Source organism: Chryseobacterium indoltheticum (genome assembly GCF_003815915.1).
Lineage (GTDB): Bacteria > Bacteroidota > Bacteroidia > Flavobacteriales > Weeksellaceae > Chryseobacterium > Chryseobacterium indoltheticum.
Genome location: NZ_CP033929.1, coordinates 3,378,146 through 3,394,192, shown reverse-complemented (window position 1 = coordinate 3,394,192; position 16,047 = coordinate 3,378,146). Strand labels below are relative to the sequence as shown.

Here is a 16,047-nt window from a genome sequence, read left to right as displayed (position 1 = left end):
GTTAACTCAATCTTACGAAATTATGATTTTGATTATATTGAAATTCCAATGCTTAAACGGTTTAGAATACTGTAAATTAGGGAGTTATTTGAATAGATAAAAAATGAACTGCCTGTAAGCAGTTCATTTTGTTTGATCTTTGGATATGGAATTTATGTGAACAGTCTTAAATATATGAAAGGCTGAATTTTACTATTTGTAAACTTTTTTCTTAAAATAATAGAAAACTATATGATTTTTTTAGCTTTTATCTGAGTAAAAATAGAGCACAAGCATCATACAATCTTCATTGGAAATGCTGACCGGAACGTGTGGCAATTTTCCATTGAAATAAAGTGAATCACCTTCTTGCAGTTCAATTTCCTCATTGTCAATAATATATTTCACTTTACCTTTAAGAATGTACTTAAATTCCCAGGCATCCGTAATTACTTTATCTCTTTTGGAGTTGGGTTGCAAGGTGAGTAATACTGCTTCAAACCCTAATGAATGAAGGCTTTTACTAAAAATATGCATATATTTAAAACCTTCAGCTTCCACTTCTTTTTCTATAACCTGCTGATTTTCTTTAGGTACAAAAATAAATTTTGCATTGGATTTTTTTTCAACACCTTCAAAAAAATAACTGGCATCAATGTCAAGAGACTGGATTAATTCAAGCAAAACCGGCAATGAGGGAATTGTTCTGCCATTCTCAATTCTGGAAACCAAACCATTGCTGACACTTGCTCTAGTAGCAAGATCGTTGATAGTAAGATTGTTTTTCTTTCGAATATCTTTTAGTCTTTTTCCAATACCTATTAGAAAGTCACTCATATCATTTACTGTTTCAGGCTTTTTTATTTATATTGACTGTAAAAATAACAAATAAATAAAATCTGAATGCGAAAAATGTTACAAATAGTAAACATTTCTTAAATTAAATATTTTAAAAGTAATAATTTTAATTCCCATATTTTTTATTTCTTGATCTGTATAATGATCCAGTATTTTGGCATACCGATAAAATGTTGCTCTGGTGAGTCCGAATGGCTTATAAATATCTTCCAGACGTTTTGGGGGATATTTGTAAATGGAGCGCAAAATTAATAGTTTGGATATTGTCTCCGCAGTATAACCCTTTGGTCTTCTTCCTGTTCTTCCTCTCGCTCTCGCACACTGCAAGCCTGCATTAGTTTTTTCTCTTATTAGCTCCCTCTCATACTCTGCCAAGGAAGCCATCGTTTTTTGAGATTTTAATATCAATTAATTTTTTTGATTGCTTTTCTACTATCCTTGGGTAACGTACCCCTGTCATCAATATTTATTTTTACATTAAAATATAAATTATAATTCCATATTAGTGTACGGAGCATTTCATTGAAGATAATAATATCATTAGCAAATGCAGTATGCTTCACTGATATATCTCGTCTCAATACATCTCCTTTTCGAGCTGATTTATGCTCCGTGATATTCTCCGTTTGTAAAAACCAAGGTTCTATTGCTTTTTAATATATGATGCAAATTTTAGACAGGTATCATGATTATCTGCTTCAATTACAACAAAAAAATTGTGTTCAAATTGACCATTATAATTGTTCATACTTAGTTGATCGTTTTTTGAGATTTAATTTTATCTAGAACGTTCCGGTGCTTGGCGAGGTTGCGAACTTCGGAACCGATTATTTTCTGTTAAAGACAAAATTTCTTGCGAAATGTAAACGTGAATTTACTACAAAATCCGCAATCTTGCCAAACGCCTGTTGTGCGTTCGTTTTTTTATTCATCTATAGATTCAATTTCACCAGTTTTATATAATTTTTCAATTAAAGGTTCAAGTTGTTGCCAATTAATCCCTTCTATTTCTTTTTTGTATTTCTCAGTTGTTTCCATATAAGATAAAAGAAACCAAGAATCAATGTGTCCAAATTCAGGTTGATTGCTTAATACAACTTCTACTTGTTGTTTATTCTTTTTATTGTAAAACCCACATTCACAACCGTGAAAAGCGTAATTCCAGCGTTTCGAAAGTTCTCCATTTCTGGGTATTTCTTCGTTATTTTTTGTGATTAACTTTTCGTAATCTTTTTCATTTTCAATATCAAGTCCGTATTTTTCTGCAAGTTTTCGCATCAATTCTTTTCCGTCACTTCGATAATCAATTATGGCTTCTTTAATGACATCAAGTTTAATCTTGATATTATTTTGTTTAAAGAATTTCAACCATTTTTTTAACATTATTTTGATATTTAATTTGTTCAGCGGTTTTTTTAAATGACGCACAACTTGTATATAACCGCTGTATTATAGCGCATATCTATCCAAATTCGATTGGATATGCGATAAAATACATGCTTTTATCTTTTTTCAGTTTATATGAAGTAATCAAAGATAATTATTATAATCTGTTAACAATTGTGGGTTACCATAAATTAAAAAATAAATTACAAATTCCATTTCTTGTGTTAACTGAAGGTAATTTTTTTTTGAATAAGATGATTCTATTTCTTAATTCCCATCTTCTTTATTTCTTCATCCGTATGATTATCAAGAATCTTGGCATATCGATAAAATGTAGCCCCAGTCAATCCAAATGGTTTATAAATATCTTCCGGACGCATTGTTGGATCTTTATAAATTGAACGCAGAAGGATTGGCTTTGAAAGTGTTTCTGCAGTGTATCCCTTCGGTCTTCCGCTAGTTCTCACCTCTTGCTCTTTTAGATTGCAATCCTGAAATAGGTTCTTTCTCATATCAACTCCCTTTCGTAGTCGGCAAGGGATGCCATAAGGTTTAAAAACAGACGACCATTAATCGTTGAAGTATCTACACCATCTACAAGACCTTTTATTATAATCCCTTTATCACTGAAACTTAAGACAAGATCAATAATATTTTTCAAATTTCTACCCAATCTGTCTAATCACCACACATAAAGTTCGTCACCTTCCCCAAACTGTTCAATTATCTTATCGAGCTCCGGACGGTTTTTTGTTGTACCGGAAATTTTCTCCTGATAAATCTTTTGCAGCCTGCTTTTTCTAAAGCTTCAATTTGTAAATCTAAATTTTGATCTTTGGTTGAAACCCGGGCATATCCTATTTTCATAATTTGTTACATTAAACTCATACATTGTAAATTTATGAAACTTCGTCTACTGATACGAGATTTTGAGAAAGTTTATTGAAAAAATAAGATTTTAAAATTAACATCTTTTAAAATCTTAAAATACCACCGTTTTAAAACAAAAAAATGATTTCCAATCTGATTATCCCACTTACTTTCATCAACTCAGCCTTTACATTCTTAAAACTATTACATTCTTAAGAACGGAGAAATCAAGTACCAACAAAAAAAAATTGATATCAATTGGAACAACTTTTATTAAAAAAAAAACATATTGTTCATTTTGTGCTTAGCCTGCTGATTAGGTATTTATAATGAGTTCGGGAAGAGTGGGGTTGGAATGAAAACCTGTAAAAATCGAAGGAGTTCAGGAGCATATAAAATTTATCTGCGAGATCTTAATAGGAGTGTTTAATTATACAACGTATTAAAAAACGTCGAGTTTTGACGCTTTAGGCTATTATATTCACACGATAATTACCTAAAAAATGATATTTAACATATTTTAATATTTTTTTTACTTTAATATCATTATTTTATTACTTTTACGACACTAAAACTAATCACCATAATATGAAACTAAAACATGAAATCGTTCCATAAATTTCGGGAATTCTCCTCATTTTACTAAAAATATCTCCTATAAATAATATTAATACATAATAATTATTATGTCAAAACTTTTATGTCTAAAAACGACGTTGATACTCATCCTTATGTGTTCATCGAATGTTTTCTCACAACTTGTCGGATCTGATACTCAAATTTGGGAGAAATCGACACCATCGCTTCGTGAAGCTGGTAACATGCGCGAAGAAAATCTGGTCAACTTCCATCCTGGAATTAAAAACCGACTTTTCAAAAAGTATATTAAACATAGTAAAAACAAAAGCCATACATTAAGTCTTATCCATACCTCAAAAGAGAACGAAAAAATATGGGAAAGAGAAGAAGGAAAGAGTTCTTTAAGCAATGATACCTATAAAGTAAAAAACAGTAAAAAAGTTTTTAAAATCAAAAGAAAACCTAGTATTTTCACCTTAAACAGTAATGCAGAAAGGGAAAAAGGAAAAAGTGACAGTTTACAGATTTCTTTTGAAGACCGTAATCTTTATGAGCTCATATTTATACCTAGAAAATCAAAGCCATTGGATATTAATAAGATACATTCGTATTTATCTATCAAATATGGGATATCGCTGGAAAAGGGAAAATATTATGGCAGTGACGGAAAAATTATTTGGGATCCCGAAAAACATAAAGAGTTTAAAAACAGACCTACCGGTTTGGGAAGGGACGATGGAAATGAACTTTACCAAAAACAGTCTTGTAATCAGGAAGACCAATTTTTAAGCATCGGTAAAACTGATATTAAAAATCTTAATGTTGAAAATACCAGCGTATTCGATCATAATAATTTTGTTATATGGTCTGATGATGACAAAAAAATGTCTCTTAAAAAAGATGGAAATTTTGATGTTCTTGAAAGAAACTGGGAAATTAATTTCATTGGCTCAACCATTTCAAAAAAAGATTATAAAGTAAGAATTGATAAGAAAACAATCAATCCTGATAACTTACCCTTGGTATATTGGATGATTTTAAAAAGTGAAAATGGTGTAGCAAATAAGATACAAGGCGTAACAGATGATAATTATGTTACTTTTTCTAAAGTAAACTTTATTGATGAGCACGATTCTGATTTGTTTAACAGATTTACTTTTGCAGTAACACCACTACGCTCTGATACAAAAGATGATTTACAAATATCTGAAGGTTCCGAAATTACAATGGATCAGATTTCTCTTGATTTGGAGCAAATAGTTCTTTATCCTAATCCTGTAAAAAAAGGAGCCCAATTTAACGTAAAATTCCCACCTATGGAGAACTTAAATATATCAATTTATGATGGTGGAGGAAGACTTGTAAAGTTGGAAAAAATCGATCATAAAGCAAGATCTTATTCCAATTCACTCACAACTGAAAGTTCATATCTGGTCACTCTTACAAAAGACGGAAAAGTGATTAAAACGTTTAAATTAATTGTCAACTAAGCCATAATCATGAAAATAAAATTAAATAAACTTCCTTTTAGTAAGAAGTCGGCTTTATTAGCGAGCTTTTTTTTTGTTATGTTTGTTTTTGCGAGTTTTACAAAAGAAGACAGGGACAAGGTAAGAGAATGGAAGAAATCATGGAGTAGAACTAATCATAAAAATAATGGAATCTTATCTGAGAAATCTGATTTCAAACTATTGTCTCAATTATTTAATACTGATAGACGCAATTCCTTTCCTGTAAATAATGTCAGTGAAAAAAAAACTTTAAGTACGGGGAATTTTAAATCTGAAAAAATAAATCACAGTATTTCAGAAAAAACGATATCTGAAAATATTATAAATTTTTCTGCTGTTGAAAAGGAAGGTACTATTGGCGTATTTTCTGATAATGAGGAAGACCGTATTAGAGATAATTTCTTCAGCATTAATATTCCAAAAGTTCCTTACGATGGACTACATGTCTTTTTAGAATATGAACTTTTTGGTTTAGCTTATCATCAATCAGTTTCACGTTCAGTTAATCATCATCAATCAATCGGTGGAGAAATTATTGTGCCATCTTCAGAATGGAGTCATCAGAAAGAAGAGCTAAATCCATCGTTATTAAAAGAAGGGCTTAACACCATACTTTTTACTTCTCCTTCATCAGGTATTAAGTACAAGATTAAAAATCTGAAAATTGTATTTGAAAAAAGTAAATCTGAAATAAAAGATTTTGGTATCACTTCTCTTTTGTCTGGAGATGTTCTTTATGTCAAAGGCTTCAGTAAAAATTCACTTTCAATCAATAACACGGATATTACTTCTAAAAATGGGGAGTTTGAAAAGGTATTTAAAATAAATGAAATAGATAAAAAATCAGGTAATTTCGTTATTATAAGAGAAGGAAGCAGAGAGTATGTTAAGATTCCCAATGATATCAAGTCATTTAAAATAGTCAACAATAATATTTATAATTATAAATCAGTGGATCTTTCCAAAGATCAGGAACTTGATCTTAATTATGAGGACTTGAATCTTAAAGTTGACAAAGAAAGCACAGAGACAGCTTCTGTAGACTTATTAAAACTAAGAGAAAAAGATTTCCCTGCTGTTTCTAATGGTCTTAAAAACGTTACATCAAACAATTCCGCATACAGAATTTCGTTAAAATCAGGACAGCTTACAAAAAAATTAAAAATTAGCATTCCATATGACGAAAAGAAATTAGGTCTTACATCTCCAAAAGAAATTAAGATTTTCTCTTTTGACTATGAAAGAAAACAATGGAAGATGGAGCCATCTACAATTGTTGACGAACAAAATAAAATGGTTACTTTTGAAAGTAATGGTGATGGAGATTTTATAAATGGAGTAATTTCTGTCCCTGAATCACCGCAAACAAACGCTTCTTCCCCAACAAGTATGAGTGGTATCAAGGCAGGCGATCCTACTGCAGCAATGCATTTTGTTTCACCTCCAAGTGCAAGTCAGAACGGTGATGCAGCAATGTCATATCCTATTGTAATTCCCTCAGGACGTAATGGTTTGCAGCCCAATTTATCAATTACTTACAATAGTAGTACTGGAAATGGCTGGATGGGAGAAGGCTGGGATATCAGTGGTATTTCATCTATAGATTTAGACACAAGATGGGGCGCTCCTTCATTTGATTCTACCGGTGAATCGGAATTGTACTCGTTGGACGGTCAGATGTTAGTTTATGAAGACAACTATTTACCGCAAAGACATAATATTAATGCAAATGGAATATCAACGGCCATGCAGCCAAGAAATTCCACTGGATACAAATCTTTCTATTTACGCAAGGGGCACGATTTCAGTAAAATTGAGAGGTATGGAACCACTCCTTCAGATTATAGATGGGTTGTAACCTCTATAAATGGTATAAAATCATACTATGGCGGTGATGAATCTGCTATTGATCAGCAATCTGTTCTTCGTGCCGTTTCAGGTCAGATTATTAAATGGGGCATTTATAAAGTAGAAGACACATATCGTAATAATATAAAATACTACTATGATAACAGTTCTTTAGGTGCGCAGTCAACTGAAAATTCAAATCTCGCAGGAGGACGTATTTTTAACATCCATTCTATTTATTATACAGGAAAGGATGGGAATGATGGTGGTTATTCAATTGTTTTTGAGAAGGAAGCATCAATTTTAAGAAAAGATTTACTGATTAATGCAAAACAAGGAGCTAAGCAAATAACTCCTCATAGATTAGATGTTATAAAAATTTATGATAATTTGGGTTTTTCACCTACACAATATTTTAAATCATATAGGTTTTGGTACAAAGATGGAGAGTTCAACAAAAGCTTATTAACAAGATTTTGGGTAGCAGAGCAAGAACACTATTTCAATACCTTTGATCTTGAATATCACAATGAGGTTAGCAATGCAGGAAATCCTTTACCTTTATTTGGTCCTGATACAAGTGTTACTACATTTCAACCGGATTCTTCTCTGTTTGAACTTCCACCTGGTCATAATCCTGCCAAAATTAATACAACCTACACTAAAGAAGAAGGGTCTGCTTTTCGATTAAGCATCATGCTGGATTTTTTAACTTTCACCCAAAATCCATATGGTAATATTATATTGTATTCTCCCCTAACAAGTAGTTCTCACGCAAAAGCCAGGGGCGCACAGCAACTTGTAGATTTTGATGGTGATGGAATTCCTGATATCTTGTATAAAAAGAATAATGGATTGTACCTTAGACCAGGAAAATTATCTAGCACAGGTATCTTAGGTAGTTTTGGATTTGAAAAAAAGATAAAAAATTTACAAAGTAATTTTGCTTATACAGAGACTAAATCAAAAAGTAGAGGTAAAGATTTTGGAGGTTCAATAAGCTTTCTAAACTGGAGTATATTTGCAAATACCTCAAATATTAAGACTACTAATAAAAGTACAACAACAACTTATCTGATTGATGCAAATTCTGATGGTATTATGGATGTAGTTGATGGAAAAAACGTGTGGTTTAACAGAATTGATAATGGCATTCCAACTTTTACCAAGTTTAGTGAGTCTACAGAAAATATGGTTATAAAGGCAAAGCCAGTTGAGCCTGTTGCTCAAGATGTTTTACCAAAAGATGACGTTGTTAAGGTTTGGGTTGCTCCGCGTGACGGTTATATACGGTTTCGTGATGAAATTTCAATTGAAAACGTGAATGGAGCTAATGCTGTTTATTCAGTCGAAATACCTTCTGGCCAATATACTTACTCTCAACCTGTAAGGATTTATTTAACAAAAATACTAGCAGGTATGTCGCCTCAATCGATTAACATTCGCAGGTATAATGATTACTTCTCTCAGATACAGGCCATGCCACCTCTTAATTCAAGTAACCACTTAGGATATAACAGCTCTAATATGCTTTATATCAGATCTGGAGAAAAAGTATTCATAAAACTTCATCAGAATCAAGATGAGAATTATAAAGTGTTTTCAAATCCAGAGATATTTTATGTGGATGCGTCCGGCAATGATTTACTTAATTCAACAATCACAGATGTAGACGGCTTTAATATCAATAACGGAAGCTATTCTACAAATTTCTTATTGAATAATTATGAGTCTGGTGTAAAGTTAGATCATTATGGAAGTATAGTAGTAAATGTACCTCAGATTATTTTCAATAGATTAAATGATCAGGTTAAAATTCGTGTTCTTGTTCAAAATCTTATCACTAATCAAACTACTCAGTTGTTTTCTCAAACGTATGGAAATTTACAAACAACTTTGACGATACCTGCATTTACTTTAAATGCAAATATTTCAGACCCATCAGTATTGTTGTTCCTGGTTGAGAGTACTTCTCACATAGCTTACAAAAATACAGGTCTCAATAATATTACTGTTAATTATCTGACCGGAGGAAATAATTATTTATTAAATCTGGTTCCAAAATATAATTCTACCTACATAACGGATCATAAACCTAAAATTAGTTTATCTAATTACACTAATAATTTTCCACCAGGAACAAAAACATATACTGTTCAAATCAATAAGAACATTCCGTTGTCTCAATTTAACAATTTCCCTGACTGTACTTTTACTTATGTAATAAAAAAAGCGGGTCAAGTTCTCGGTAAACGAAAAGTTTTTATTGTGCATAATAATGGTGTTACGTCTTTGTATGAAATGAATTTGGAAACAAACCAAACTATTTCGGGCATCAATGGAGTTCCAGTATACACAGATGACTTATCTTCTTTTTTTATTCCGAGGGGACACGAACTTTCAATTCAGGTCTTTTTGGAAAATGCTTACGATAGGGAAGCTTATAATAAATTAACATCATTTTTTTTGCAGAAAGCCTTTAATGTATATTATGATAACGATGTATTACTGACCACAGTTCCTGAAACATCCATTCATTCTGAAGACATGAACCCCATATCCAAAATTTATAAAAACTGGGGTCAATTTCTCCACAGAGATATTTATGACAGTAAATGTGTTTTAGATTCGCAATGTGATGAATATGGTGTTTTGGTAAAATATGCACCTCCAATAATTAATATTAATACCGCAAACTGTAATCATCTTACTGATCCCGATCAAATCCAGGCTTGTGTAGCACAAAACTCTACGATGGTAATGTCAGAGAGTCTTTTTCCTCTGACAACCTATAAAGTTGGACAGACTGAAAAATGGAAAGGTGCAGGACCGGAACAATATTCCTCAGCGGATGCTTTTAAAGATGATGAATTTTCTACAGGAGTGTTTACGAATCTACCTCTTGATTTCGATCCTGCAAATTCAGAAGATCTTAGCAACGTAGGACCAGATTCTGAAATGACAACAATGAAAGCTGTAGATAAAATTTATTTAAGTAATTCAAAAACTAAGTCTTACAGTGGAGGAGCTTCAGGCAATATAGGTGTTGGAGCAAGTATGGGATATTCTGAATCATCTCTTGTTGATCCTCAAGGTAGTATTTTACTACAAGATTTTAATGATTTAAACGGTGACGGCTATCCAGACTTTTTTAGCAAAGAAAGAGTTCAATTAACAGAACCTACTGGTGGGCATAAAGCGCCACAGGCAGCATTTATTGGAGATTATGTATCAATTTCTGACAATTATCAGAATGCAATTACATTAGGTGCAAATTTTAATGTGAAGGCATTTAAAACAACTGGATCCAATGCTAAAACAGGACTTGGCAGAGGAACTACCGCACAAGCAGATAACTCAAGTGCCTGGTCTCCGGCAGTTGGGGTTAATTCGTCATATAATTTTGATTCAAAAGATTATGGAAAGGCATATTGGATGGATATCAACGGTGACGGATTAATCGATAGAATTTCTAATGCTTCGGCCTCTGGCTTTACCACTAGTTTAAATTATGGTACAGGAATGTTACCAGCAACAAATTTTTATAATTCAAGTACCTATTCATCAGTGCCTGTTGGCTCTACGGGGATGTCATTTGGAACCTCCCTGTCCAGTTTGATAAATACTTTAGCAGCGTTAGGATCAAACTTCGGACTTGAAATTGGAGTTGGGTCATCAAAATCTTCAAGTACTTCAGAAAAAACATTTGAAGACGTAAACGGTGATGGATTAATCGATCTTCTTTCTGTGAGTTCATCAGAGCTGAGTGTAAGTTATAATCTTGGGAACAAATTTTCAGATCCTGTAAATTTAAAAAAACAGTCTAATCAGAATATAAACTTTACTGAAGAACGTCAAGATTTAAGTGGGTATGCTAATATCGGAGGTCACATTTATTTACCAATTGGTCCAATTCCTATTTTTCCTTTCTTCTTTTTGTTTAACCTATACATAAAGGTGGGGGTAGATGCGTCAGCAAATATTGGAATGACTATCTCAGAAGTAAAAAAGGGATTACGGGATATGAACGGCGACGGATACAATGATCTTATAAGATACGAAGGAAATGACATCATCGTGAATTATTCACGTATCGGAAAAACCAACAAACTTAAAAGTGTTACAAATAATGTTTCTAAGCAAAGCTTTGAAATTGATTATAAATACACAACCCCTGATTATAATGATCCAAATGCTAGATTAGTTTTAGGAGAAGTTAAAATATTGAATCCTGATGTTTTTTCTCCTACTTATACACAGTCAACTGTTGATAAAGATATTATCACAACATTTCATTATGAAAGTGGCAAATATGATAGAAGAGAAAGAGAATTTTTAGGTTTTGAAAAAGTAGAAACCCATGAATTTAGTGAAGGAAATACTTTATATAGAAAAAATGTAGATATGTTTTATAATAAAAGCTTCCATACTGCAGGACTTCTTAAAACGTCTGAACAATACTCTGGTTCTAACGCTATTCTTTCAAAGGTGAAGAATGAATATAAACTATACAAATTTAATACGGGAATAACACAACTTGTCGCAACTGATCCAAATGATTTCGAAGCCTTTGATTCCGGTGGTAGAGAAGGAAGGCGTATGGCTAGGATTTTACCAGCCAAAGTGACCAACTCTCAGTATGAAAACAATGGAATTATTGAAAATTCGAAAGTTATGACTTATAATGCAATAGGTCTTTTGAAAAATCATATGTATTCAAGTCCGACATTAACTTATAACTCTGAAATTTCATACCATCAAGGTCTAAGTAACAATATGATTTCAGTGCCACAATCCATTGATGTTTATGCTGGATCTTCTCCGGGAGGTTCTGCATTAAGACATAGAGAAACTTCTGTAAATGCTAATGGTGATATAAATCAGATTAAAGTCAAAGTGAATAGTTCTCAGTTTGCAGTGACTGACTTGACCTACAATAATTATGGTAACCTTACCCGTATTCAATATCCTTACAATGATACTTATTCTAGGTATAAACTTGATTACGAATATGATAATATATATAATAAATATATTATTAAGACTACCAATGCATTCTATGAAACTTCAACAGCAGAGTATAACTCAAGATTTGATGTTCCAACAAAAATTACTGATATTGGAGGAAATACTACAGAATATATGTATGATGATAATGGGAGATTACGTATAGTGCTAGGCCCAAGGGAAGCGAGCCTTCCCCCCACAAATCATTTTGGAAAATACACCATACTATATGAATATAATATTATTCAAAAAACCCCAGGCTCCAATATAAATGTTTATAGAGTTAATACGAAGCACTACAATGAGGAAGATCCTGAAAATCCGGTAGAAACAATTGCTTTTTCTGACGGTCTTGGTAGAGTAGTTCAGGTTAAGAAGGATATTGAGCATGTGGGAGTTGAAAGGATGTCAATATCGGGAATTACAAATTATGATCTCTTTGGCAGAGCGGTGAAACAATTCCACCCAAGTTCCGAGAATAAAACGACTGCGCCATTCAATCTGCAAAATCCCAATAACTACTTGGTATTATCCAGTCAGCAACCTTATTTCAGTTCGACGCAATACGATCTTAAAGATCGAATCATAAAATCGACTGATGAGGATAATGTGGACGTAAATATCGAATATGATATTGAGAATGGTTTATTTAAAACTAAAACAACTATTCCTTCAGTCAGTCAAAATAACGAGTCATTTTCAAATGCTGAGGGAAAAACTATCAAAAGTATAAATTATGTCAATAATCAGCCTCTTACAACAAGTTTTGAATATGATACCACAGGAGAGCTTTTAAGCTCAACTGATCCTCAGGGCTATGTGACCTCTTATACTTATGATATGGGTGGAAGAACACTTTCTGTATCACATCCTGATAGAGGAAATACAACTTTTACTTATGATCCTGCCGGAAATCTTACAAAAAAATATACAGATAATATAACCAATAGTTCCGATTATACCGGAGGACAATTTATTTCGTACAATTATAATATTAACAGATTAATCAATATTCATTTTCCAAATCTTCCAAATGGTTCAAATCCTAATAATGTGCAATATGTGTATGGTGATGTGGGAACAGGAAATAATACTGGAAAATTAATTTATAAATCCGATGCAACCGGCTATACAACCTATGAATATGGTATTCTTGGCGAAGTTATCAATGAAAATAGAACGGTATATGGAAATTATATCCAGCCAATGTATTTCAATACAGCTTATAAATATGATAGCTGGAACCGAATTAAGCAGCTGACCTATCCTGATGGTGAAATATTAAATTATCAATATGATTTTGGTGGGAATTTAAAAAAGATAATTAACGAGAGCGGATATGAATATATCTCAAATGTCAAATATGATGAATATGAACAGAGAACGAATATTTTTTATGGTAATAGCACAAAATCTGAATTTTCATATTATTATAGCAGCAGAAGATTGGCAGGACATACCTTATCTACAATAAGCCCTTCACCACAAGGACTACTTGCAAATCAGTATAGTTATGATGGTGTCGGAAATATAAGAAGATTAGAAAATTTTGCTGACGTTTCATCAAATCAGATGGGTGGTGGATATTGGTTTGATTATCAATATGATGAGTTGGGAAGGCTTGCGGGGACTAAAGGTGAATTTAGAATAAAGACCTTTAGGGACGAAACTACTCCACCGGAGCCGGGTTGGTCACCTTACTCAGTAAGTAATTCAACTGTGGATCTCCAAATGCATTACAATGAGTCTGGAGGTATCATCCACAAAGGGCAAAAACATATACAGGATTTAGTAACCAATCCAGTTAATTCATATGAAAATGATTACGAATATGATAATCATAAGGTGGTAAGTATTACAGATAGTAATACAGGTTTTAATACCATATTCAAATATGACTATAATGGAAATACTATTGAAGAATATGACATGAATGGTTCCAAAATGATGTATTGGGATGAGATGGACAGAATGAGAGCATTTTATAATGATCATGCAGGGGTTTATCAATACTACACCTACGATGACGGGGGAGAGAGAACCATAAAGTATAATTTATCTGCCGGCTCGCAACTATATCAAAATGGAGTCTTGATCAATCCAGGTTCATTAAGTCTTAATGACTATAAAATATATTCGAGTCCGCAAATAGTAGTTTCATCTGACGGAAGATATACCAAACACTATTTTGAAGGGTCAACAAGGTTTGCAAGCAGAATTGTTGATGGAACTGATATCTTTTTGAATAGTTCTGTAAGAGGAACTGCTACAAAAACAGAAGATAAATCGGAAGATGCTGAAGTAGACTTTAAATCCTATCTGAAAAAAGCGGGTATAGAGGGTGAAATTTCAGTTGAATTAGAAAATTTAGTCTCGAAAAATGGTCAATCAAGATTATATTATCTTCATGGTGATCATTTGGGAACTGCAAATTATGTTACTGATGAATATGGTGAAACCACCCAGTTTTTCTTAAATTTACCATTTGGTGAAACTATGGCAGAACAGATGACAGGTGTTTATGATAACCCTTATAAGTTTAATGCTAAAGAACTTGATCAGGAAACAGGATTTTATTATTACGGAGCGAGATATTATAATCCTAAATGGAGTATTTGGCATGGTGTAGACCCGCTGGCGGAAAAGATGCCAAGCTGGTCCCCGTATAATTATACTTTTGATAATCCAATAACATTGATTGATCCAGATGGGCGTGCCCCTTCTCCACCTTATAGATGGGCTAATCTAAATGTTCAAATTACATGGTCTAACAAAATGATTGACTATGATAATGGTGATGGTACAATTAATTTTAGAGGTCAAAGTGGTTATATGATGGCTAATGATAGGAAAAATTGTTTATATGTTATAAATCCTCAATATGCTTTACTTAATGACTTAATTCAAGATCAAAACGGTAATTATGGTCCACAAACATGGCAGGCTATAAAATCTCTTGACGCCTCATCTCAACAAAGCTATAAATCTAATTGTTATGGATGGGTTCTTACTGGTGGATTATATTTTATTAATGCAACTACTAGAGAAATTGCTGATTTCCTTACAGCAGATGGATATGCCTATATGGGAACCCCATCAAAAGGAACAAATTATAAAAAGGGTGATCTGCTATTATGGGATGGGCATATTATTGAAGCAACAGGTCAAAGCAAAAAGGGTTTATTATGGCAGTCTAAACAAGGGACTAATGAAGTTTTTGAAGGAACTCTTCCAGAAGTATTATATGAAAATACTTCTTGGGCAGCCGAGCAAGGATCTACTTCGAACGCTATACTTTTTCGTCCTAAATCTAATTCCAAGGATTTAATAATGAATAAAAATAGAAACCCCGTAGGAACAATAAAAAAAGTAACAAATGAAGATCATCAAAAAATTCGCAAACCTGATTAGGCTTTTATCAATTTGTAGTATTTTACTCGGTATTATTGGTTGTAAAAAAGAAGAAACAACCAATAATATTGAGAAAAAAGAAAACTTGGGATTAAGGGGGGCTGTTACTAGTAGGCAATCTGAAATACTACAATCCAACAAATGGAAATTAAGAAAATATAAAGTATACGATCAAATCAACGGGACTGTCGTTTATGAAAAAAATGTGGAAAATAAGATTATTTCTTTTAATGAGAAAAACATCTTTATTAATAATAAAGTTTCAGGAAAAGTTGATTATAAAAATAACAGATTTATAATCAATAAAATAGATACTCTTACAAATGAATTTTATTTATTACATTTAAGAAATGATCAGTTAATTTTAAGGAATGATGTTTATTTTATTAAAGAACGGAAGAATATTAAGCGCTTAAAAATTGAACTCAATTTGAGTACTGATACATTAAAAAATAATAAGGATTTTTATAAAATAGAATATTAGGTAAATAATTCGTCTCACAACTGAGGCGGATTTTTTAAACTATTTTAATGTCTTGTATATTTTTAATCTATCAGAAAAACTAAACAAATTATAATTATTAATTTGAGAAGCTTA

General features: G+C 32.3%; 7 protein-coding genes and 1 pseudogene. 3 read left to right on the top strand and 5 right to left on the bottom strand.

Features of this window, described 5'->3' with window-relative positions; all coding sequences use genetic code 11:
* Nucleotides 1-240: 240 nt before the first annotated feature.
* From EG358_RS15665 to EG358_RS20050, 5 genes and pseudogenes are all read right to left on the bottom strand, one after another.
* Complete coding sequence (locus EG358_RS15665) at nt 241-816, bottom strand: helix-turn-helix domain-containing protein (RefSeq protein WP_083677034.1); 576 nt, start codon at nt 814-816, stop codon at nt 241-243.
* A 78-nt stretch (nt 817-894) separates the two neighbouring features.
* Entirely contained in the window at nt 895-1,221 is a 327-nt protein-coding gene (locus EG358_RS20110) for a hypothetical protein (protein ID WP_317043425.1), read from the bottom strand.
* Nucleotides 1,222-1,761: 540 nt separating this feature from the next.
* Entirely contained in the window at nt 1,762-2,220 is a 459-nt protein-coding gene (locus EG358_RS15655) for a DUF6896 domain-containing protein (RefSeq protein ID WP_076560543.1), read from the bottom strand.
* Nucleotides 2,221-2,483: 263 nt separating this feature from the next.
* Nucleotides 2,484-2,735 (bottom strand): hypothetical protein, encoded by a 252-nt coding sequence (locus tag EG358_RS19860; RefSeq protein WP_228421359.1) that lies wholly within the window; start codon nt 2,733-2,735, stop codon nt 2,484-2,486.
* Nucleotides 2,732-3,090 (bottom strand): annotated as a pseudogene (locus EG358_RS20050) (recombinase family protein). Before EG358_RS20050 ends, EG358_RS19860 begins: the two are co-directional and overlap by 4 nt.
* A 689-nt stretch (nt 3,091-3,779) precedes the next feature.
* Between EG358_RS20050 and EG358_RS15645 the strand changes: the two are divergent.
* Genes EG358_RS15645 through EG358_RS15635 form a run of 3 tightly spaced genes read left to right on the top strand, consistent with a single transcriptional unit; the run spans nt 3,780 to nt 15,933 of the window.
* Nucleotides 3,780-5,162, top strand: coding sequence for a T9SS type A sorting domain-containing protein (locus tag EG358_RS15645; protein WP_083677035.1), 1,383 nt, complete (start codon nt 3,780-3,782; stop codon nt 5,160-5,162).
* A 9-nt stretch (nt 5,163-5,171) separates the two neighbouring features.
* Nucleotides 5,172-15,449: an RHS repeat-associated core domain-containing protein gene (locus EG358_RS15640; RefSeq protein ID WP_076560547.1), complete on the top strand. Its 10,278-nt coding sequence runs from the start codon at nt 5,172-5,174 to the stop codon at nt 15,447-15,449.
* The gene (locus tag EG358_RS15635; protein WP_076560549.1) at nt 15,415-15,933 is read left to right on the top strand and encodes a hypothetical protein; all 519 of its coding nucleotides are present in this window, start codon (nt 15,415-15,417) and stop codon (nt 15,931-15,933) included. Before EG358_RS15640 ends, EG358_RS15635 begins: the two co-directional genes overlap by 35 nt.
* The last annotated feature ends 114 nt before the right edge of the window (nt 15,934-16,047 follow it).